This is a genomic window from Arthrobacter sp. CC3, from assembly GCF_039907775.1.
GTDB lineage: Bacteria > Actinomycetota > Actinomycetes > Actinomycetales > Micrococcaceae > Arthrobacter.
The window spans coordinates 14,132-33,959 of record NZ_JARCCY010000022.1 but is presented as its reverse complement, the minus strand read 5'-3'; the positions used below and the strand labels follow the sequence as shown (position 1 = coordinate 33,959).

The window sequence follows — 19,828 nt, the reverse complement described above, 5'->3', positions numbered from 1 at the left end:
CGGCCACGCGGTCTTCCATGCCGGCAGGACCGCGCTGTTCAGCGATGGTTCCGGACAGGTCGAAATTTTCGAGCCGTCCGGGCTTGCGTCGCATGCTTGTCTACCGCGACGGACGGATTACCAAAGTGTCAAGCCCCGATGCGTACGGACGCATGGGCAACCAGGCCGGTACGCCCGAATCGCCAGTCGTCCTGTGCGACTACAAGGTGGACAGGGATGCAATCCTTGAGCGGCCCACTCGGGTCTCCCTGGTGAACACCGAGACGGCGGCACTTCGGCTCGTTGAACTTGGCACAAGCCAATCCTAATCATGGCAGGACCCGCGCCCCGCGCTGTTTGTGCAGGGGGCCACCGCCTACGTCACCGAGCCCTCAAGCAGCGCGATCCACGCAGTGGACCTTGGCTCAGGCAAGGTGGCCAAATCCGCTGAACTCCGGCACGTACCCAATGAACTGACCGGAGTTTCCGGTTAATATTCCCCGCTGGGAATACTTCCAGTCACGCATATGACGACGCCGGGCCGGCCACTCGCGTGACCGGCCCGGCGTTGCGGGGTATTGGTGTTCGCTTTAGGCCAGGGCGCTGAGCTTGGAGTTGCTGCGGCCGAACAGTGCCCTGTCCACGGCCACCTTGCCGGCACCGGTCAGGGCAATGGCCAGGGCGCCCGCTGCCAGGAGCAGCACCAGTTCGTAGCCGCCGGTGGCCGCGAAAACGCCCGCGGAGGCGTGCACCAGGAACAGGGCGCCGAGCATGTCCAGGGCGAGCAGGAGTGCGAAGACGCGGGTCAGCACGCCGAGGATCAGGGCGATGCCGCCAACAAGCTCAAGGGTGGCTACTGCCGGGGCTGCCAGTTCGGCTGCCGGGATGCCCATCTTGCTAAACGCGGCCTGCGTGCCGGCAATGGTCCACTCGTTGAACTTCTGCCAGCCGTGGGCTGCAAAGAGGAATCCGGCAATGACGCGGAGGACGGTGAGTGCTGTGGTGGTCAGTGTGGACTGGTTCATGGGGGTTCGCCATTCGGATCGTGGGACGTCACCGCGCGTCGGGAGCAGCGCGGTTGAGGATTCAGTCTTAACCTTGCCCTTTCATTACTTGAAGAGTCAACTAATTATGGCGGCATGTGACGGTTCTCTCCGGTTAGGCTGGCTCCGTGCCAGAATCACGCGCCGCCGCCCGGACTGTTCCCCCCGGCAGGAACTCCCGGGAAATCCTCCGTCTCGCCGTTCCGGCATTTGGCGCGCTCATCGCAGAACCGCTGTTCCTGCTGGCGGATTCGGCCATAGTGGGCCACCTCGGCGTTTCCCAGCTCGCCGGCGTCGGCCTGGCTTCCGCGGTACTCCACACGGCCGTGGGCCTTATGGTGTTCCTCGCGTACTCCACCACCCCGGCAGTGGCCCGGGCTATTGGCGAAGGCAGCCTTTCCAAAGCCCTCGCGGCAGGCCGGGACGGCGTCTGGCTGGCACTGGGGCTGGGCCTGGTCCTCGCCGCGGCCGGGTTCGCCGGCGCCGAGCTCCTGGTCGATCTGATGGGCGCCACGGGCGATGTCCGCCAGTTCGCCGTCGACTATCTCCGCTGGTCCATGCCAGGGCTCGTGGCCATGCTGCTGATTTTCGCCGGCACCGGGGTGCTGCGGGGCCTACAGGACACCCGGACCCCGCTGGCCGTGGCCTCGGCGGGGTTCACCCTGAACATCCTCCTCAACCTGGCGCTGGTTTACGGCATGGGCTGGTCCGTGACCGGCTCGGCTGTGGGCACCAGCATAGCCCAGTGGGCGATGGCCCTGGTGTATCTGGTGATCGTCCGGCGAAATGCGCGCGACCACGGAGTTTCCCTCCGGCCGGACTGGCACGGCGTGCGTTCCATGACCAAGGTGGGTTCGTGGCTCATGCTCCGGACGCTGAGCCTGCGGATTGCGATCCTGGCAACCGTGCTGGTGGTCACAGCCCAGGGGCCGGTGAACCTGGCAGCCCATCAGCTGGCCATGACCATCTTCACCTTCCTGGCATTCGCCCTGGACGCTTTGGCCATCGCCGCCCAGGCCCTGATCGGCAAAGAACTGGGGGCGGCCAATCCCGCCACGGCCCGTGAGCTGACCCGGACCATGATCCGCTGGGGAGCGGGATTCGGCGTGGTCACCGGAGCGCTGCTGGCCGTTGCGGCCCCGTGGGCGGGCGCCTTGTTCACGTCCGACGCCGGTGTCCAGGCCGCGCTGACGCTCGCCCTGTGGGTGCTGGCAGCCGGACAGCCCGTGGCCGGCTATGTGTTTGTGCTGGACGGCGTCCTCATCGGCGCCGGCGACGCCAAGTACCTGGCCATCGCCGGCGTCGTAAACCTCGCGGTGTATCTGCCCCTGCTGGCCGCTGTCCGGATCTCTGGCGTCGACGGAGTAGCTGGGCTCACCTGGCTGTGGGCGGCCTTCTCGCTGGGCTACATGTGCGCCCGGGCGGTGACGCTAGGTTTGCGAGCGAGAGCGGACCGGTGGATGGTCCTTGGTTCGACGTAGTCGGCGTTCAGGCCCGGTCCACAGGCCTGGCCGGCCTTAAGCCGGCCGGTTCGCGTCGAATCGGCTGCGCACTAAACTGGACCCGTGACCCTCCCAGCATCTCCTCCCAATTCTGCTCCCCTGACCGCTCCTGCCGCGGACCTGTGGAAACCGGTGCTCACCAGGGCAGTCCTTGCCCTCGCTTTCGGCGCGATGACAGTTTTCTGGGCGTCGCCGTCGGCCTCTGAAATGGGCTGGGCGGGCGGGCTGTACCTGCTCGCTGTGGGCGTGACCCTGCTCCGCGGAATTGGGAAGTTCGGCCTTGACGCCAAAACGCCTGCCGGCAAGGTCCTGGCCGCGGCCGGGGCCATCATGACCGGAGCCGGTGTGGCGGTTGTGTTCCTGGGCAGTGAACTGGTCTTCGGTGTCCTGGCGGCCCTGGGCCTGGGACTCCTGGGGGCGGCGGAACTCTACCTCGGAATCCTTTTCCGCGGCCGCAGCGTCCTGGCGCGCGACTGGCTGGCCTCGGGTGTCATCGGCCTGGGAACTGCCGTGGCGCTGCCCTTCTTCATTAGCCTCGGAGCGCACGCCCTGCTCGGCGTTGCGGGCGGCGGGGCGATCATTTCCGGCGTCCTCTGGATCCTGGCCGCCCTGACGCTGCGGCACGATGCGCGGACCGTTTCCAGCGAGGCCGTAAACTAGTAGGGAACGGTTCTACTTCGTGTAGAACAATGGCTTTACTTAAGCTGCCCGGCCCCGGCCGCGCTGCATGGGAGGAAACACCTTGGCACAACGGAAACCAGGAGAACCGCGCGAGCTGCGGACCTCGGTCAAGGGACCCCTCATGTTCTCCGCATTCTGGGCTGTCCTGGCCTTTTTTGCCGTGCTCATTTTCGCCTCCGGCGGCAGCTCCCGGACGCCGCGCTTCGACCTCGCCCTCACGGGGGCCGGAATAGCGTTCATCGTGACGCTGGTCATCGCGGCGATGCTCTCGATGAGCCACAAGGAAAATGCAGACCACCTCGGCAAGGGGTCCGGCGTCAATCTGAGTTCCAAGAGGTCCTCCGGGCACGGCGGATATTCAGCCCGGCCGGAGGCAGGACGCCCCGACGCCCAGGCTCCCGACGCCCCGGATTCCGCGCCCGGGGACTCCCGCTAGATCCTCCGGACCGGTTTCGCGTTTCCCCGGCGCTGGTTCCCCGCACCACTTCCCCCGGCACCACTTCCCCCTGCGCCAAACTTCCCCCTGGGCCAAACTTCCGCAGATCGCTCCTATGAGGCGGCTTTCCGCGCGCGGTAGGCGGCCACGTGGGCCCGGTTTGCGCAGTTTCCAGTGTCGCAATAGCGCTTGGACCGGTTCCGGCTAAGGTCCAGCACCACGGCATCACAATCCTCTGCCGCGCACACCAGCATCCGGTCCATTTCCTTGCTTCGGATCACGTCCACGAGTGCCATGGCAGCCTCGGTTCCCATTCTGTCCGCCAGCGGAGCGTCCCGGGTGGTGGCGTGCAGGTGCCAGTCCCATTCGTCGTGCTTGATCAGCTGCGGAAGTGCATTTGCGTCGCGGAGCAGGCGGTTCACCGTATCGACGGCGGAGTCCTCGTCCATGGTCCACAGCTCAGTAAGCTGGCTCCGCAGTTTGTGGACGCTGGCCAGTTCGGCCGCGTCCCGCGATCGTGCGCCCGAGAAGCCTTCCGTCTCGAGGAAGCGGTCCAGGTCCGCCATAGTGGCCAGATGCTCCTCGCCGTTTGCCGCGCTGTTGATCAGCCCCACCACGGTGCGAAGGGCAACTTCAGTGTCAGGGGCAAAAACCATCTTGACTCCTTACAGGGTCCGGGCGTAATGTCATGACCATTACCCCACTTTACTCCTGACAGGAGGCAGCCGTGCCTGCCGTAAGCAAACGCGCCGAAGCGTCCGTCCAGGGCGCCGCTTCCCGGCAGGGCTTCGCCCGCCGGTCCGCTGCAGGCTTCATGGCGTCCGGGCTCGGCGTGGCGCTGTTTTCCTCGGCGGTCTTCGGCCTTTCCGGATCCTTCGCCAAATCCCTGCTCGAAACCGGCTGGACACCCGGCGCGGCGGTGACCGCCCGCCTCACCGGTGCGGCCATAATCCTCGCCATCCCTGCGATTCCTGCCTTGCGCGGCCGCTGGAGCCAATTGAAGAACAACTGGCTGACTATCCTGCTCTTCGGCCTCATCGGTGTGGCGGCGTGCCAGCTCTTCTACTTCAACGCCGTCGAGCGCCTGTCCGTCGGCGTTGCCCTGCTGCTGGAATACCTGGCCCCGGTAATCATCGTCCTCTGGCTCTGGGCCGCGAGCCGCAGGCGTCCCCGGCCGCTCACCATTGCCGGAACGCTGCTTTCGCTCGGCGGACTCGTCCTGGTGCTCGACCTGACAGGTGCCGTGAAGATCGATTTCGTCGGCGTCCTGTGGGGAATCGCCGCCGCGGTCTGCCTGGCGATCTACTTCTTTATCACCGCCAAGGAAAATGACACCCTGCCGCCGATCGTCCTGGCGTCCGGCGGGCTGATGGTGGGTGCCGCAGTGATGTGGCTGGCGGCCGCCACGGGGCTCCTGCCCATGGCGTTCAGCACCACGGACACCAAACTGGGACCATGGGTCACTCCATGGTGGGTCTCGCTGGGCGGACTGATTGTGCTGGCCACGGTGCTGGCCTATGTTTCCGGCATTGTGGCCGCCCGCGCACTTGGTTCAAAGGTGGCATCCTTTGTGTCGCTCACCGAGGTGCTCTTCGCCGTCATCTGGGCGTGGCTCCTGCTCGGCGAACTGCCCGGTCCCGTCCAGTTGCTCGGCGGGGTGCTGATTGTGGGCGGCGTGGTGCTGGTCCGGGTGGACGAGCTTCGCGGCGCCGGCATTCCGGCAGTGCCGGTGCGGGCGCAGCTGGACCATGCCAACGACGTCGAGCCCGTTCCCTAAGCGGACGCACGATTCCCGTATAACCGGTTGACACGCGGATGCCCCGGACGCATGGTTGCGTCCGGGGCATCCGGCAGGAAACGGTGGTTTCCCGAAGTCCGTCCCTGGCGGGCAGGCGGCGTTCCTAGCGGGAAGCCTCTTCCTGCTGGGCGGCGTTCTTGGTTGCCTGCTTGCCGGCTTCCTCCAGCGCCTGCGCCACCTTGGCCAGCGCCGTCACGTGCGAACCGGACCATTCGCTGCGGAACTTCTCCGCGTCCGGGCCCTTCCAGTCCGTGCCGTTGAGAGCCTTCGTCAGCAGCGACTTCTGCTTCTCAAGCTCCGACGAACCAGCCTGAAGCTTGTTCCGAGCGCCTTGAGCTGAACAATGTCTGCACCCCAAATAGCCATTAGTTTTCTCCTTCAGTCAACGGATCCGATCCGATCGGCATCCCCAGCGGCCCCCGGCTCATCCGGAAGATCCATTACCTAGAAACTATCCCGCGACCCGACGTTCCGTCGATGGGCACCGCTCCCCATGCACCGCTGCCTTGCAAGGACGGCAGGACAGTTGCAGGGTGTCGGTGACCGGACGGGCTTCGAGCCTCGATCCCAGGCGGTCCAGAGCCTAGCATGGGAATATGTGCCGCAACATTAGGACCCTGCATAATTTTGAGCCCCATGCCACGACGGCCGAGGTGGAAGCCGCTGCACTGCAGTACGTGCGCAAAATCAGCGGCAGCACCAAGCCGTCCAAGGCCAACGAGGAGGCGTTCAACCGCGCCGTGCATGAGATTGCCCATGCCACCCAGCATCTGCTCGATTCGTTGGTGACGCATGCCCCGGCCAAGGACCGGGACGAGGAAGCAGCCAAGGCCCGGGCGAAGGCCGCCGTCCGGTTCGGCGCCGCTTAGGCCGCTCGGCTAGCGGGGGCAGGCTTGCCGAAGCTTCGCAGCCGCAGCGAATTGGCAACCACCAGCACCGAACTCGCGGCCATGGCAGCGCCGGCGATCATGGGGTTCAGCAACCCGAGCGCCGCCACCGGAATTCCGACCGCGTTGTAAAAGAAGGCCCAGAACAGGTTGGTCTTGATGGTGGCCAGCGTGCGCCGGGACAGCTCGATGGCCTGGGCCACCTGCCCCAGGTCGTTGCCCATCACGGTCAGGTCCGCGGCCTCGATGGCAACATCCGTGCCCGACCCCATGGCGATGCCAAGATCGGCCTGGGCCAGGGCGGCCGCGTCATTCACGCCGTCGCCCGCCATGGCCACCGTGGCGCCGCCTGCCTGTAGTTTCCGGACTGCCTCCACCTTGCCTTCCGGCAATACGCCGGCGAACACGTCTTCCGGCGCAATGCCGACGGCGGCGGCCACCTGCGCGGCCACCGCGGCGTTGTCCCCGGTCAGGAGGATCGGCCGGAGGCCAAGCTGCTTCAGCCGCGAAATCGCGGCAGCCGAACCCGGCTTGAGGGTGTCCCGCAGCGAGACGATGCCTGCCGGCGCGCCGTCCACGGCAACCCAGATCGCGGTGGCACCGGATTCTTCGGCGGACTGGAGCGCCTGCTCCTGTTCCGGCGTGACATTTATGCCGTTTTCCCGCAGCCAGCCCGTCCGTCCGGCGAGGACGTACCGGCCGGCGACGTGTCCGGAAACTCCGCCGCCCGGCGCGGAACGGAACTGTTCGACGGCGGGAAGCCGCCCGCCGTCGTCGTTCCGGCGCTCTGAGGCCAGTGCGGCGGCCGCAATGGCGTGGGCGATGGGGTGTTCCGAACCGGCCTCAACAGCCCCGGCGAGCCGCAGCACGTCGGCGCCGGCGTGCGTGCCGAAGGCCCTGGTGCTGTCCACGGCAAGGCGTCCGGTAGTCACGGTGCCGGTCTTGTCCAGCAGGATGGTGTCCACGGTGCGGGTGTCTTCAAGGACCTGCGGTCCCTTGATCAGGATGCCGAGTTGGGCACCGCGGCCCGTGCCAGTGAGGAGGCCTACAGGAGTGGCCAGTCCCAGGGCGCAGGGACAGGCGATGACCAGCACCGCCACGGCGGCGGTGAATGCCGCCCGGATTTCAACAGGATCAATCACCGGGCCGCTGACGATGATCCAGAGTGCGAAAGTGACAACGGCGATCGCGAGGACAATCGGAACGAACACCGCGCTGATGCGGTCCGCGAGGCGGGCGATGGGAGCCTTGCCGGTCTGCGCCTGGGAAACCAGCCGGGCCATCTGGGCCAACGTGGTTTCGGAGCCGACCCGGGTGGCGCGCACCAGGAGGCGGCCGGAAGTGTTGATGGTGGCGCCAATGACAAAGCTGTCCGGACCCACCTCAACGGGGACCGATTCGCCAGTGACCAGGGAGGCGTCAACGGCCGATGCGCCGTCGATCACCACGCCGTCCGTGGCGATCTTCTCCCCGGGGCGGACCACCATAATGTCGCCAATCGCCAGCTGATCGGCTGGAATCCTTACCTCTGTTCCGCCGGACAGCACGGTGGCAGCCTTTGCGCCCAGACCAAGCAGCGCCTTCAGGGCGTCGCCTGCCTTCTGCTTGGCGTTGGCCTCAAGGTAGCGGCCCAGTAGCAGGAACGTGGTGACCACCGCGGCCACTTCGAAGTAGAGGCCCCCGCTGCCCATCTCCATGCCGGGGTGTTGGGTCATGCGCGGATCGGCGAACAACTGCCAGGCCGAGAACAGATACGCGGCAATCACGCCGATGGAAACCAAAGTGTCCATCGTCGAGGCGAAGTGCCGGGCGTTGATGGCCGCGGCCCGGTGGAACGGCCAGGCCGCCCAGGTGACCACCGGCAAGGCAAGAACCCCCGCCACCCAGCCCCAGTCGGGGAACTGGAAGGAGGGAAGCATCGAAATTGCGAACACCGGGACGGTCAGAATGGCAGCGACGATGAGCCTGGGGCGCAACTTGGCCGCGGCGCCACCGGGGACATGCTCTGCATGCTCGCTCGTACCTCGCTCAGACGCATGCTGCCGCATGCCCCCCGCGTCGCCGCTGGTGGGCAGCTCTCCGGAACCCGTGGCTGAGCCGGTCGAAGTCTCAGCGTCACCACCCTGGCCCGGATAGCGGGGAGGGCGGACCCTGGCCTTATAGCCTGCCGCTTCCACGGTGGCGGTGATCTGTTCGTCAGTGATGCCTGCCGGGACCGTGACCTGGGCCGACTCCAGGGGCAGGTTTACCGAGGCTTCAACGCCCTGAAGCTTTCCGAGTTTCCGTTCCACCCGGCCCACGCACGAAGCGCACGTCATGCCTTCGATATCGAGTTCAATGACCCGGCTTCCCGGCTGGTGCAGCAGTTGCTCGTTACTCACAGAGTGTCCTTAATGTGCGTGTCAGTCGTGCGGGTCTGGCTGTCCGCGCCTGTGGAGGGCGGGCGGACGCGTTCAGGCTTCGTTGGCCACCACCAGGTATCCGGCCTCAGCCACTGCTTCTCCGATCTCGGAGCGGGAAAGCGTCTTGTCTGACGTGATGGTGACGGTGGAAATGCCGCCGGCGTTGAGGTCGACGTCGACCGTTTCCACGCCGTCCAGGGTCTCGAGTTCTTCTGTGACGGAGGACACGCAGTGTCCGCAGGTCATGCCGGACACGTTAACTGTGGTGGATACGGGGCTCATGGTTGTGCTCCTGATCTTCGGCGTTGCCGATGTTGCCGGTGGTGCCAGATTGACCCGGTTGGATCATCCGAATGGTGGGGTGCGTGGGATTGCCGCTACCGCAGCAGGCGCCCGATGGCATCGGTAGCCTCTTTGACTTTGAAATCAATGGTTTCCGCACGGAGTGCCAGGTCGGGTTCAGAGGCGGCCCCGACGACACAATGGCCGATGTGCTCCTCCACCAGGCCCAGGCTTACAGCGTGGAGGGCTTTGTTTACGGCGGCGACCTGGGTGAGGATGTCGATGCAGTACTTGTCCTCGTCCACCATCCGTGCAATGCCGCGCACCTGGCCTTCGATGCGTTTGAGCCTGCGCAGGTATGCGTCCTTGTTCGAGGTGTAGCCGTGCCGGGGAGCGGTTTCGGCGTCCTCGGCCACGGGAGCGTCTGTTGGCGAATCCATACCCCAAACCTATACCCCTAAGGGGTATAAAACAAGTACCCCTAGGGGGTATCTGCGTTGCGCCTGTTACCGTTCCCCAGGCTGCCCCCGGGAAGGAGGCCCGGGCCTGACGCTGCCCATGCCGAGCAGGGACGTGGCCGCGACGGCCGCGGCGAGGACTCCGAGCCCCAGCGGCAGCGCGGAAGCTGAGGCCACGGCACCCACCAGGAGGGGGCCGCCGGCATCGCCCAGTTCCCGTCCCAGCTCGGCTGATCCCATGGTCCGGCCCAGCCGCTCAGGCGGCGTGGTGGCAGCCAGGTGCGCGAAGCCCAGCGGTGTCGCCGTGCCTATCCCCACACCGATCGCCGCCGCCGCGCCGAAAATGGTGGCGGGGCCGGGAAACAGCGCCACGCAGGTGATTCCGGCCGCCGTCAGCAGTAAACCGGCCGTCATGCCGGGCCCGTCCTGGATCCTGCCCCGATCACGCAGGCGGCCGATCCAGGGTTGGGTCGCAGCAGATGCGAGTGCGAGCAGGCTGACGGCGGCCACTGCCGCCACGGGATCCAGGCCGTGCCCGGTGGCCAGCGCGGGGAGGAAGCCGATTGCCGTGCCCAAGGCTCCGGTGGCAGCTGCCAGGACGAGCGTAGGAACGAGGAAGCTGCGGTGAGTCACTTGGCGGGAAAGGTCCAGCAACGTGTAGCGGGGCCGTGGCAAGGGGGCCAGCCGCGGCAGGGCCACCATGGCCCACACTGCTGTGGCTGCCGCGAGGATGCCCAGGGTGGCAAAGAGGAGGCCGAAGCCGCCGAGGAAGATCAGCGCCGCACCGATCAGGGGACCGCCAACGTAGCCCAGGCTCTTCCACGAACCGTAGCGCCCAAAATAGGTGCCTGCGTTGGGGCCCGCGAGCCGCGCCACCATCGCCGACGACGCCGGTGAAAACGCAGAGGCGGCCGCACCTTGGCCTACCCTGGCAAGGCCGAGCATCAGGGGGTTCGCGCCCCACAGCCCGATTAGCGACATCAGGGCAAAGGCGAGGAGCCCCGCCACCACCACCGGCTTGGCGCCTATACGGTCACTGAGCGCTCCGAATACCGGCTTCAGCACCACCTCGGCAAGGTCGTATACAGCCAGCAGGATGCCCAGATTCAGCAGGCTCAGTCCGATGTCACCACTGTGGGCACCCATTCCTGCCGCGATGCTGTGCGCGCCGAAGGCTGTAACAAAGCCTGCTGCGTAGAGCGGCGCGGTGACCGCAGCGGTCGCGGCGGGGATTGGCGCTGTGGTCACGGAATTCGCTCCTGACGTGCGGCCGGACATTAAAAAGCTCCGGAGTGCGTTATTGGGGGATACGCACTCCGGAGCAGCTTATGGGGCAGGTTCAACTTCTTCCTGCGAGTACCAGCTTACTTGGCGGTCGCAGTGAGCGCCACCACCTCGAATAATTACTTTCACTTTACTTTCACAGGGTCTTTCGGCCCTCTTTTCACAGTGTTAATTCATAGCGTCGTTTATGCACAATGCCGTTGATTACAACGTCCCGCGGGGGCCCAGACTGAGCTGGGTGGCATGGAAGTCGAAATGCTCGATGGGGTAGGCGTAGACATCTGCCAGCGACATCCACGGCGCGAAGAACGGATCCCAGCGGTCAGGAAAGGACATGCCGCGGGCCATCGCCGTGGCCGACTCACGGCCCATCCGCCGCTCCAGGGAGCGCGTCACCCGCCGGAGCTTCGCCGCCATCCGCTTACGGTTGAACACGCGGGCCGCAGCCTTGGAGCCCAGGTAATTGACGACGTCGAACGGTGCGGTTCCGGCGTTTAGCAGCCGCGCAAACCCGCGGCTGAACGGAGCTGGCAGGACCCCGAACAAGCGGACCAGGGGAAGCAGGGCCTGCACCACCATGTAGCCGAAAACCATATGGAACAGGAGTTCCTCGTTGGTCCAGCGGGTGCCCGAGCTGCGGCGGCGCAGATCGGAATCGGATGCGTCCGCCAGCCATCGCTCAAGTTCCCTGAGGTTGCGCTCGTAACCGTGCTGGACAGTCCCGGGAGCCGCGCTCACCCGGACGTATCCCGGTGGGCGCCCATGTGGGCCGGTACCACCAGGACGGGCCGGTCCTGGTGATGGGTCAGCCATGCGGCCACAGAACCGTTGAGGGCTGCCGAGAGCCGGTGCCCCAGCCCGCGCTCCGGCGTCCCCACGATGATCATGGAAGCATTTGCCTCCGCTGCCACGCGGCCCAGGGCGCGGGCAGGGTCTCCAGCCAGTATCCGCAGCGTCCACTCCACCGACTTCGCATCGCAGGCAGCGCCCACGAGGCCGCGGAGCTCTTGGCTCACGGCGCGGACATCGGCGTCGTCCTTGTCCGGGTGCAGGGACAGCCGGTGCGCCGACCGGGCCGGATCCCACTCGACGAGGTAGCTCGCCTCGTCCACGTAGGCGCACAGCAGGGGGGCGCCCAACTTTTGTGCGAGGCCGGTGGCCGACTGCAGCACTTCGGCGTGCTGGCCCGGCAGTACGCCGACCACCAGGGGAGGCGGTCCGCTGAAGCGCTCTGGAGACATACTCCATTGTGACCCTGGGGGCATCCCTTGAACAGCATCCCCGGCCGCCGGGTCACCGGACGGTTCCCGGTCCGGGCCGCCTCAGTCCGGGCGGTCTTAGTCCGGCTCGTCCTCGTCCGCAGCCTCCCGCGCCGGCTTGGGGCGGCGCCAGGTGAGCGTTACCGTGAAGTTGGAGCTGGTGCTGGCCGCGGCAATGAAGGCGCCGGCCTCGGCATGCAGGTCCAGGCCGAACTTGACCGAGACCTCGTCCGGTTTGTCGGGAAGGCTTGTGAGCTCATCAATGACGCCTTGGACCGCCGGCCGGATGTTGCTGAGGGCGCGCTCAAAGGTCTGCTGTGCCCGGGCGAAAACGCTGCTCTGTCCGCCGCCGCGCGTCACCAGCCCGCCGGTGTTGTCTGAAACTTCCAGGAGCACGGTTCCGCCGTCGTTCGTCGGAAATTCCACCAGGCGCGTCATCTCTCGTCCTTCCAATTCTGTCTGAGGGCCAGTCCCAGGAAAATCAGACCGCCGGCGGCGACTGTTGCGTTCTGCACCATTAGCACCAGCGCCCTGGCCGACAGGTCATCGCCCGGGAGCCACATCAGCGGCAGCGTGGCAAGGCAGACCAGGAGAAGCCAGCCGGCCAGGGCCGGTGTGTTGGCAGCGCGGATGGCCAGAATGCCTGCCCATGCGCCGAAAAGTGCTTGGAACAACGTGGCGGCCGTTGCAGCCCATAGAAGGTCCGATTCCACGCCCACCACGCCAAGCAGCGCACCGGCTCCGGCCGCTACCGCCAGCGTCACGCGCCCCCTTTCGGTCCGATCAGGCAGGCCGGCGAGCAGGAGCAGGAGGTAACCCGCTGGCGCCAGTATTGCGTAGACGAAACGCACGCTGACTTCCCCGCCGGAATACCACCAGTCCATGTCGACCCATTTGAGGTAGGCGAAGAAGACTGCCAGGAGTGCCCCGGCCAGGGCCAGGACAATCCCGCCGGCCGCAAGGAACCTGGAATCCAATGCCGCCGGCGCGGGCCTCGACTGTGGTGCCGGTGCAGGGCCGGCTGCGCTGCCCGGGGCCGGTGCAGCCTGGCGGGCGGTCCGCTGGGCTGTTTTCTCCGCGGCCCGTAAAGCGTCGTTTTCGCGGCGCAGTTCGTTGCGCGCCTTCGTCGCCAGTCCGGCCGGATCTGACGCGGCGGGATCCAGGGCATACAGTTCCGCCGCCACGTCCACAACGGCCTGCCAGTTTCGGCTGCCTGCGTGATACTCCATCTCACCCTGCAGGTCGGCTGTCCGCTGCCGTTTGGCGCATTCCCGGGCCCGGGCGGCGGCGTCGGGGAAGTCGGGATCCTCCTGCACTGCGGCGTAACCGTCGGCAGCGGCCGTCCAATCTCCGGCGTCTTCGGCTTCCCTGGCGTGGCGGTACGCCTCGGAATGTTCCAGGTGCTGCGCAGCGGAAGCGCGGAGCAGGGCCGCGTCGCGGTAACTGCCGTCAAGCGTCAGCAGGTCATCGAACAACTCGATGGCCACCGGATAATGCTTGGTCCTGAGTTCCGCGCAGGCCTGCACGTACAGCGCGCGGAGCTCCGCCTGCCGGATCCGGGCACTGGACGGCTCCGCTGATCCGGCCGTGCTGTTTGCGGAGGTGCCCGTGGCCGGCTCCTTCGCTGCGGCCTTTTCCCCCACGGCGGGGCGGGGTGGTGCCTTTAAGTTGAACAGGGCTGTGTCGCCGCCCCTGACGTACAGCGCCGGCGTCACCCATTCCAGGGGTCCGTCAGGGCTTCCCATGACCGAGATCCGCCCGACGCGGGCGGCCTCGTCCACGCCGCGTCCGTTGGCGATCGCGGCATAGAAGCCCTGGGCAAAGGCGATCGCGGCGCCGTCGCTGATGGCGAACTGCATCGCTGCCACCGCACTGATGCCGCTGCGGACCAGGGTGGAAGCTGTGCCGGAGAAGAGATCCTCCCGGCCGGTTTCGCCGGAGGAGCAGGAATTCAGGACCACCAGGCGAGGGCGGGGTACGGCAACACTCAGCAGGGCCATCAGGCGGATGGCCCGCACCATCGAGGCCCGGCCGTCGGCCCCCACCAGGGCAACCCGGCCTTCATCGTTCCTGGCGTCGTAGTCACCGTGGCCGATGAAATGGACTGCGTGCCAGGGTCCGTCCAGCAGCATCGACTGGATCTCGTCCCACGCACCGCCCGGCGCCCACACGAGTTCAATCCTGCCTTCGGAAACCGGGCCCGCCAAGGCCGCCGCAAGATGGTCGCGTTCCGCTTCGACGTCCAGCGGCGGAAGGTCGCGCGGGGAGGCTATGAGGCCAAGGATCCTCAGCGGAGGGACGATTTCCAGCGGGTTCAGGTGATAGTCCGGTGCGGGAATATGGCGGAGCAGCGGCTCCGTCTGGCATAGGTAGCTTTCGGTTTCCGGATCAAACAACATTTCCCACGGCATCGCCGCCAGTTCAGGAGCAGCGAGCCGCAGCACCACCCTCAGCTGCTGGCCGCTGTGCTGGGCGGCGCCCAGGCTGGCCCGGTAAGTTCCATAGACCTCACGGGTAAACAGGGCCTGGAAGAGTTCCTGCCCCACTCCCCGCACTGGCAGCTCTGCCACCGGCGTGGTGCGCCGGGCAGCCACGGCGGAAGCCAGGACGGTGGACTCCAATTCGGTGCGGCGTGCCAGGATCCGGTCCACGTCCAGCCTGAACACCCCCGACGCGTTTCCCCCGGCCGGCGCCTGAACCACGCGCACTGTGTACTCGCCCCGCTCGGAGCCTGATGCAAGTTCGAGTTCTATGTCACCGTCCATGGCAACCTTCTCAGCGCAGTGCGGCATCCCCACAGCGGACGTTCGGTTCCGGTCGTTCGGTGCCGGTTGTTCCGGTGCCGGACAGCCCTACAAGACAAGATTGGCGCAGCGGGACTGCCGGCACAAGGGGTGCGCGGCTGCGTGTCCGGGGAGGCGGGCGCCACGGCCGTTGGGCCCTTGTACACCCCTTTGCCGCGGAATAACGTTGAGGCATAGGGAGAGGTGGTCCACGGTGGAAATCTACATGTGGTGGCTTGATCTGGACTTGGCCAGCAAGGAGTGGCTGCGCGAGAACCTGCGGATGGAGGAATTGCCGTTGCCTGTGCTGCAGGGGATTGCCGAGGCCGGCGGCCCGCACCCTGACACCGCAACCGGAGTCCTCACGAACGCGGATTGGGACTTCATCGAGACCCAGTCTGAATTCGTGGACTGACCGCCAGCACGCATAAACCCGCGTCAAAACCATTGCAGCCTCCGGGCGGGAGTGGTTGCATGGGGTGCATGGCCACCGAAGAGAGTTATGTCCTAGCGATCGGAACCAAAAAAGGGCTGTGGCTGGCGACCAGCCACGACCGGCAGGCATGGTCCATGTCCGGCCCGCATTTTCTGATGAGCGAAGTCCCCAGCATCGGCATCGACACCCGCAACGGGCGTACCCGGATCATGGTGGGCGTCCGCTCCGAGCACTGGGGACCCACCGTTGCGCATTCGGATGACCTCGGTGCCACCTGGACCGAGCCGGAGCAGGGTGCCATCAAGTTCCCGGAGGGCACTGACGCCGCGGTGGAACGCATCTGGCAGATCTACCCCGACGCCGAAGCCCGCCCCGGCGTGGTCTGGGCCGGCGCCGAGCCCATTTCCGTGTGGAAATCGACCGACGGCGGCGAACACTTCGAACTCAACCGCGGGCTCTGGGACCATCCGCACCGCAGCGAATGGGGTGCCGGGTACGGCGGCGCGGCCGCACACTCGATCGTGGTTAATCCCTCCGGGGAGAACGTGCACGTCGCGATGAGCACGGGCGGCGTGTACCGGTCGCTCGACGGCGGAACCTCCTGGGAGCCCCGGAACAGGGGTATTTCGGCGTACTTCATGCCGGATCCCAACCCCGAGTTCGGCCAGTGCGTGCACAAGATCGCCGCGGATGCCGCCGTCGAGGGCCGCCTTTACGCGCAGAACCACCACGGCGTGTACCGCACCGATGACAACGGCGAGACCTGGGAGTCGATCGCGGAAGGCCTTCCGGCAGATTTTGGGTTTGTGATGCTGACGCATCCGCGGCGGGCAGGCACCGCGTGGGTGGTCCCGCTCAAAGCCGACGGCGAACGCATCCCGCCGGATGCCAAGCTGGCCGTGCACCGGACGGACGATGCCGGGAAGACGTGGAAGCGCCTTGATTCCGGGCTGCCGCAGGGCGAATACAACGCGGTGCTCCGTGACGCTGCCTCGGTGGATTCCGCGGAACCGGCCGGGGTGCACTTCGGAACGCGCGGTGGCTCGGTCTACGCCAGCCCGGACGAGGGCGAGCACTTCACCGAAGTGGCGTCACATCTGCCGGACGTCCTGTGTGTCCGCGCGGCCGTGGTGTCCGCGGCCCTGGTGCCTGGCGCCCCGGTACCCGCTTAAGGGTCCGTTGTGGCTGACATCAGCGTGGTGCTTCCCAGCATCCTCCAGCCGCTCGCCGGCGGGCAGTCCATCTTGACTACGCCCGCCGACGGGGCGGTGACTGTGGGGATCTTGCTGGACTCGCTGGCCGGTGATTATCCGGTCCTTGCGAGGCGGTTGAGAGATGAAACCGGTGCCCTGCGCCGTTACGTGAATATTTACGTGAACGGGGACGAGGTCCGGCGCTTGCGGGGATTGGAAACTGAAGTGGCTGCCGGCCAGGAAGTGGTGATCATCCAGTCCGTGGCGGGCGGCTGAAGGGCTCAGGCTACTCGCCAAACGCTGCATTCATCCGTATTGATTGCTTTGCGCATCCCGGTCTGACGGTCCATGATCCACACGACGCCGATGCCCGGCGCAGTTTCCTGCACGCGGCCCCGGCGGATCACCACGTCGTCATAGCTGGGGCCCACGGACAGGCGGGCTTCAATCTCGTCGCCGCGGTGCAACTGGTCCAGGGCACGAACACGGGTTACATGGGTTTTGGCTTCCTTCAACATGGCGGGGCCTCCTGAGCTGGAGCTTGTGCTGTTGCCTGCAATTGCCGGCACATCCAGTGTCCTGCGCCATTGTTGCCGCCGCGTTTCATGCCGGTAATGGGCGCGTTAGTTTTCCGCGCCCACCCTGTTTCCGCCCGGAAAGCACCCACCGGCACCTATCCGCCGATGCTAGATCCGCCTGTGCTATATCCGCCGGTCGGCGGGGTGCTGGATCCTGAACCAGCGGTAGCCGTAGCGCTCCAGCTCCAGGTCGAAGCCGCCGTCGTCCGCCAGCGGAACGTTGTCGCCGTCGAGCAGGTCCAGCAGGACGGCCCCCGCGAAGTTCTCCGCAGGATCTTCCGGGGACGAGACTTTTGCCGTGACGGACGCGGGCTGTGCGGCCATGTTGTGTGCCAGGACCAGTGTGGAACCGGCGCGGGTGCAGCTGTGCAGGAGCACGCCGGGATGGGGCTGCTTAATGAGTTCGAAGTCGCCCCAGGCCAGCTCCGGGCTTTCGCGGTAGCTTCGGATGAGCGCCGCGATGAAATTCCACAACGAGTCGGGGTCCCGCTTGGCGTGGGCAGCGTTGATGTTCTTCGGCCCGAAGTAGCCGTCAACCACCTGGGCCACCAGCTTGTCCGCCGGCGCCGTGGAGAATCCGCCGTTAGCCGTGTCATTCCATTGCATGGGGGAGCGCACCGCGGAGCGGCCCTTGGCACGCAGATCCTCACCCATCCCGATCTCCTCACCGTAGAACAGGACCGGTGTTCCCGGGAGGGAAAACATCAGGGAATAGACCATGCGGATCCGGGCGGGATCGCCGTCGAGCATCGTCGGCAGGCGGCGCCGCAGCCCCCGGCCGTACATCTGCATGTCCGGGTCCGGCCCGAAGGCCGCGAAGACCTCGGCCCTTTCCTCGTCCGTGAGCTTGTCCAGCGTCAGCTCATCGTGGTTGCGGACGAACATGGCCCACTGGTTGTCAGGATGGATCGCCGGCCTGCCGGCGAGGCTCTTGGCCAGCGGGCGGGCGTCCTCCCTGGCCAGGGACAGGTACAGGTTTTGCATGCTCAGGAAGTCGAACTGCATGTTCAGCTCATTGCCGTCCGGGCCGCCGAAGTATTTCAGCTGGTCCTTATAGGGAAGGTTTACTTCGCCGAGGAGAACGGCACTCCCGTTCCGCCTGTTGACGAAGCTGCGAAGCGCCGCCAGGTAGTCGTGCGGATCGATCTTCGCCGCGTCCTCCTTGGACACGCCCTGCAGCTCCAGGAAGAACGGCACGGCATCCAGCCGGAAACCGTCCAGCCCCAGCTGCAGCCAGAAGCCCATCGACTTGGCGATCTCGTCCCGGACCTTCGGGTTGGCGACGTTCAGGTCCGGCTGATGCTTGGCGAACATGTGCAGATACCACTCGCCGGTGGCCTTGTCCTGGGTCCAGATGGACGTTTCCTCGCCGGGAAACACCACCTGCTCCGACGTGTCCGGGGGAGTGTCCTTCCGCCACACGTAGTAGTCGCGGTAGGGGTTGTCCACGGACTTCCGGGATTCCCTGAACCAGGGGTGTTTGTCCGAGGTGTGGTTGATGACAAAGTCCGCGATCACCCGCATTCCCCGGTCCTTGGCCGTCCGGACAAACTCCACCACATCGCCCATGGTGCCGAGGCGCGGGTCCACTCCGTACATGTCGGTGATGTCGTAACCGTCGTCCCGGTCCGGCGAGGGGTAGAACGGCATGAGCCAGATGCACGTGACCCCCAGGGCCGCCAAGTAGTCCACGCGCTGGATCAGGCCGCCGAAATCCCCGGTGCCGTCGCCGTCGTCGTCGAAAAAGGTTTCCGGGTCCAGGCAGTAGATCACGGCGTTCTTCCACCACAGATCGGACGTCTCCGCAATCCTCATGCCGTCACCTCCCGGATCGCACTGCCGGCCTGCAGCCGGGGCAGCACGCTTTCGCCGAACGCCTCGATGAAGGGTTTCTGCTCCTGGCCGACGAAGTGCAGGTAGAGCTCATCGAAGCCCAGGTCCGCATACTCCTGCAGCCATGTGGCGTGCTGGTCCAGGCTGGCGGAAATGTTGACGGCCTTCCGGACCTGGTCCTCGCCGACGTCGGTGCTGACGCCGTCGAAGTGGGCCGCGGTGGGCAGGTCCCAGGGTATGGGCGGGGCGAAAACGTTGGACCGCCACTGGTCCAGGGCAATTGAAACCGCATCCTCCTGCCGCGGCGCCCAGGACAGGTGGATCTGCAGCACGGCCTTCCCCCGGCCGCCGTTGTCCCGGTAGACGTCGAGCATCTCTTTCAGCTTCGCGTGCGGCTGGTTCACCGTGACCAGGCCGTCAGCCCAGGTGGCGGCGCGCCGGGCGGTCTGCACGCTGATCGCCGGCGCGATCAGCGGCGGCTTGGTCGCGGGGACGTCCCAGATGCGGGCCTGCTCCACCGTGACCAGGCCGTGGTGCGTCACCTCCTCGCCGTTGTGCAGGCGGCGGATGATGTCAATGCACTCCTCCAAGCGCTGCTGGCGTGTTTCCTTGGCCGGCCACGCATCGCCAGTAATGTGCTCGTTCATGTTCTCGCCGCTTCCCGGTGCCATCCAGAACCGCCCGGGGAACATGTCCGCCAGGGTGGCCGAGGCGTGCGCGATGATGGCCGGGTGGTAGCGCTGGCCCGGTGCTGTGACCACGCCAAAGCGGAGCGAGGTTGTGGCCAGTGCGGCGCCCAGCCAGGACCAGGCGAAGCCCGAATGGCCTTGCCGGGCGGACCAGGGCTCGATGTGGTCCGAGCACATGGCGGCACCGAAGCCTGCCCGCTCGGCGAGCTGGACGTCCTGGAGAAGCTGGCCCGGGCTGATCTGTTCATGCGATGCGTGAAAACCGATAGTTGCCATCGTTCATGTCTACCCGCGTGGCGGAGGTG

The 19,828-nt window shown here is 66.3% G+C and carries 22 protein-coding genes and 1 pseudogene; 9 read left to right on the top strand and 14 right to left on the bottom strand.

Translation table 11 applies throughout. The features are described from left to right. Nucleotides 1–125 precede the first annotated feature (125 nt). Nucleotides 126–308, top strand: a complete 183-nt coding sequence (locus tag PV761_RS14275; protein ID WP_347897676.1) for a hypothetical protein — start codon at nucleotides 126–128, stop codon at nucleotides 306–308. A 261-nt stretch (nucleotides 309–569) separates the two neighbouring features. Here the strand turns inward: PV761_RS14275 and PV761_RS14270 are convergent, their stop codons facing one another. Beyond that, nucleotides 570–1,004: a DoxX family protein gene (locus PV761_RS14270; protein ID WP_028271832.1), complete on the bottom strand. Its 435-nt coding sequence runs from the start codon at nucleotides 1,002–1,004 to the stop codon at nucleotides 570–572. A gap of 146 nt (nucleotides 1,005–1,150) precedes the next feature. Between PV761_RS14270 and PV761_RS14265 the strand changes: the two genes are divergently transcribed. From PV761_RS14265 to PV761_RS14255, 3 genes are all read left to right on the top strand, one after another. Beyond that, the gene (locus tag PV761_RS14265) at nucleotides 1,151–2,503 is read left to right on the top strand and encodes an MATE family efflux transporter (RefSeq protein WP_347897674.1); all 1,353 of its coding nucleotides are present in this window, start codon (nucleotides 1,151–1,153) and stop codon (nucleotides 2,501–2,503) included. An 84-nt stretch (nucleotides 2,504–2,587) separates the two neighbouring features. Further along, on the top strand, nucleotides 2,588–3,184 hold the full coding sequence (locus tag PV761_RS14260) for a hypothetical protein (protein WP_347897672.1): 597 nt from the start codon (nucleotides 2,588–2,590) through the stop codon (nucleotides 3,182–3,184). Nucleotides 3,185–3,266: 82 nt separating this feature from the next. Then, the gene (locus PV761_RS14255; RefSeq protein ID WP_347897670.1) at nucleotides 3,267–3,641 is read left to right on the top strand and encodes a hypothetical protein; all 375 of its coding nucleotides are present in this window, start codon (nucleotides 3,267–3,269) and stop codon (nucleotides 3,639–3,641) included. Between the two features lie 113 nt (nucleotides 3,642–3,754). Here the strand turns inward: PV761_RS14255 and PV761_RS14250 are convergent, their stop codons facing one another. Next, nucleotides 3,755–4,297, bottom strand: a complete 543-nt coding sequence (locus PV761_RS14250; RefSeq protein ID WP_028271828.1) for a CGNR zinc finger domain-containing protein — start codon at nucleotides 4,295–4,297, stop codon at nucleotides 3,755–3,757. A 158-nt stretch (nucleotides 4,298–4,455) separates the two neighbouring features. Here PV761_RS14250 and PV761_RS14245 point away from each other — a divergent pair, with 158 nt between their 5' ends. After that, on the top strand, nucleotides 4,456–5,418 hold the full coding sequence (locus PV761_RS14245) for an EamA family transporter (protein ID WP_347897740.1): 963 nt from the start codon (nucleotides 4,456–4,458) through the stop codon (nucleotides 5,416–5,418). 124 nt (nucleotides 5,419–5,542) lie between these two features. Here PV761_RS14245 and PV761_RS14240 read toward each other — a convergent pair. Then, nucleotides 5,543–5,805, bottom strand: a pseudogene (locus PV761_RS14240) (hypothetical protein). 230 nt (nucleotides 5,806–6,035) lie between these two features. On the opposite strand from PV761_RS14240, the gene PV761_RS14235 reads away from it, so the two are divergent. After that, entirely contained in the window at nucleotides 6,036–6,308 is a 273-nt protein-coding gene (locus PV761_RS14235) for a DUF2277 domain-containing protein (protein WP_028271395.1), read from the top strand. Here PV761_RS14235 and PV761_RS14230 read toward each other — a convergent pair. The 8 genes from PV761_RS14230 to PV761_RS14195 all read right to left on the bottom strand — a co-directional run bounded on the left by PV761_RS14230 (nucleotide 6,305) and on the right by PV761_RS14195 (nucleotide 14,776). Beyond that, the gene (locus PV761_RS14230) at nucleotides 6,305–8,707 is read right to left on the bottom strand and encodes a heavy metal translocating P-type ATPase (RefSeq protein ID WP_347897667.1); all 2,403 of its coding nucleotides are present in this window, start codon (nucleotides 8,705–8,707) and stop codon (nucleotides 6,305–6,307) included. The genes PV761_RS14235 and PV761_RS14230 overlap by 4 nt on opposite strands. Nucleotides 8,708–8,779: 72 nt before the next feature. Then, the gene (locus tag PV761_RS14225) at nucleotides 8,780–9,010 is read right to left on the bottom strand and encodes a cation transporter (RefSeq protein WP_347897665.1); all 231 of its coding nucleotides are present in this window, start codon (nucleotides 9,008–9,010) and stop codon (nucleotides 8,780–8,782) included. Between the two features lie 95 nt (nucleotides 9,011–9,105). Then, a complete protein-coding gene (locus PV761_RS14220; protein WP_347897663.1) occupies nucleotides 9,106–9,450 on the bottom strand; it encodes a metal-sensitive transcriptional regulator in 345 nt (114 codons plus the stop codon). Between the two features lie 66 nt (nucleotides 9,451–9,516). Then, nucleotides 9,517–10,716: an MFS transporter gene (locus tag PV761_RS14215; protein ID WP_347897661.1), complete on the bottom strand. Its 1,200-nt coding sequence runs from the start codon at nucleotides 10,714–10,716 to the stop codon at nucleotides 9,517–9,519. Between the two features lie 240 nt (nucleotides 10,717–10,956). Next, nucleotides 10,957–11,490 (bottom strand): DinB family protein, encoded by a 534-nt coding sequence (locus PV761_RS14210; RefSeq protein WP_347897659.1) that lies wholly within the window; start codon nucleotides 11,488–11,490, stop codon nucleotides 10,957–10,959. After that, complete coding sequence (locus tag PV761_RS14205; RefSeq protein WP_028271401.1) at nucleotides 11,487–11,993, bottom strand: universal stress protein; 507 nt, start codon at nucleotides 11,991–11,993, stop codon at nucleotides 11,487–11,489. The genes PV761_RS14210 and PV761_RS14205 overlap by 4 nt, the downstream gene beginning before the upstream one ends. A gap of 96 nt (nucleotides 11,994–12,089) precedes the next feature. Beyond that, nucleotides 12,090–12,449: a CU044_2847 family protein gene (locus PV761_RS14200; protein WP_051628915.1), complete on the bottom strand. Its 360-nt coding sequence runs from the start codon at nucleotides 12,447–12,449 to the stop codon at nucleotides 12,090–12,092. Next, nucleotides 12,446–14,776 (bottom strand): CHAT domain-containing protein, encoded by a 2,331-nt coding sequence (locus PV761_RS14195; protein ID WP_347897656.1) that lies wholly within the window; start codon nucleotides 14,774–14,776, stop codon nucleotides 12,446–12,448. The genes PV761_RS14200 and PV761_RS14195 overlap by 4 nt, the downstream gene beginning before the upstream one ends. 232 nt (nucleotides 14,777–15,008) lie before the next feature. Here PV761_RS14195 and PV761_RS14190 point away from each other — a divergent pair, with 232 nt between their 5' ends. The 3 genes from PV761_RS14190 to PV761_RS14180 are packed head-to-tail and all read left to right on the top strand — an operon-like array spanning nucleotide 15,009 to nucleotide 16,699. After that, complete coding sequence (locus PV761_RS14190) at nucleotides 15,009–15,209, top strand: hypothetical protein (protein WP_028271403.1); 201 nt, start codon at nucleotides 15,009–15,011, stop codon at nucleotides 15,207–15,209. A gap of 59 nt (nucleotides 15,210–15,268) precedes the next feature. Next, nucleotides 15,269–16,402, top strand: coding sequence for an exo-alpha-sialidase (locus PV761_RS14185; protein ID WP_347897654.1), 1,134 nt, complete (start codon nucleotides 15,269–15,271; stop codon nucleotides 16,400–16,402). A 9-nt stretch (nucleotides 16,403–16,411) separates the two neighbouring features. After that, nucleotides 16,412–16,699: a MoaD/ThiS family protein gene (locus tag PV761_RS14180; RefSeq protein WP_028271405.1), complete on the top strand. Its 288-nt coding sequence runs from the start codon at nucleotides 16,412–16,414 to the stop codon at nucleotides 16,697–16,699. 5 nt (nucleotides 16,700–16,704) lie between these two features. On the opposite strand, the gene PV761_RS14175 is transcribed toward PV761_RS14180, so the two are convergent. From PV761_RS14175 to PV761_RS14165, 3 genes are all read right to left on the bottom strand, one after another. After that, entirely contained in the window at nucleotides 16,705–16,941 is a 237-nt protein-coding gene (locus PV761_RS14175) for a hypothetical protein (RefSeq protein ID WP_028271406.1), read from the bottom strand. Between the two features lie 183 nt (nucleotides 16,942–17,124). Then, the gene (locus PV761_RS14170) at nucleotides 17,125–18,816 is read right to left on the bottom strand and encodes an alpha-amylase family protein (protein WP_347897651.1); all 1,692 of its coding nucleotides are present in this window, start codon (nucleotides 18,814–18,816) and stop codon (nucleotides 17,125–17,127) included. Further along, nucleotides 18,813–19,799 (bottom strand): TIGR03885 family FMN-dependent LLM class oxidoreductase, encoded by a 987-nt coding sequence (locus PV761_RS14165; RefSeq protein WP_347897649.1) that lies wholly within the window; start codon nucleotides 19,797–19,799, stop codon nucleotides 18,813–18,815. The genes PV761_RS14170 and PV761_RS14165 overlap by 4 nt, the downstream gene beginning before the upstream one ends. Nucleotides 19,800–19,828 lie beyond the last annotated feature (29 nt).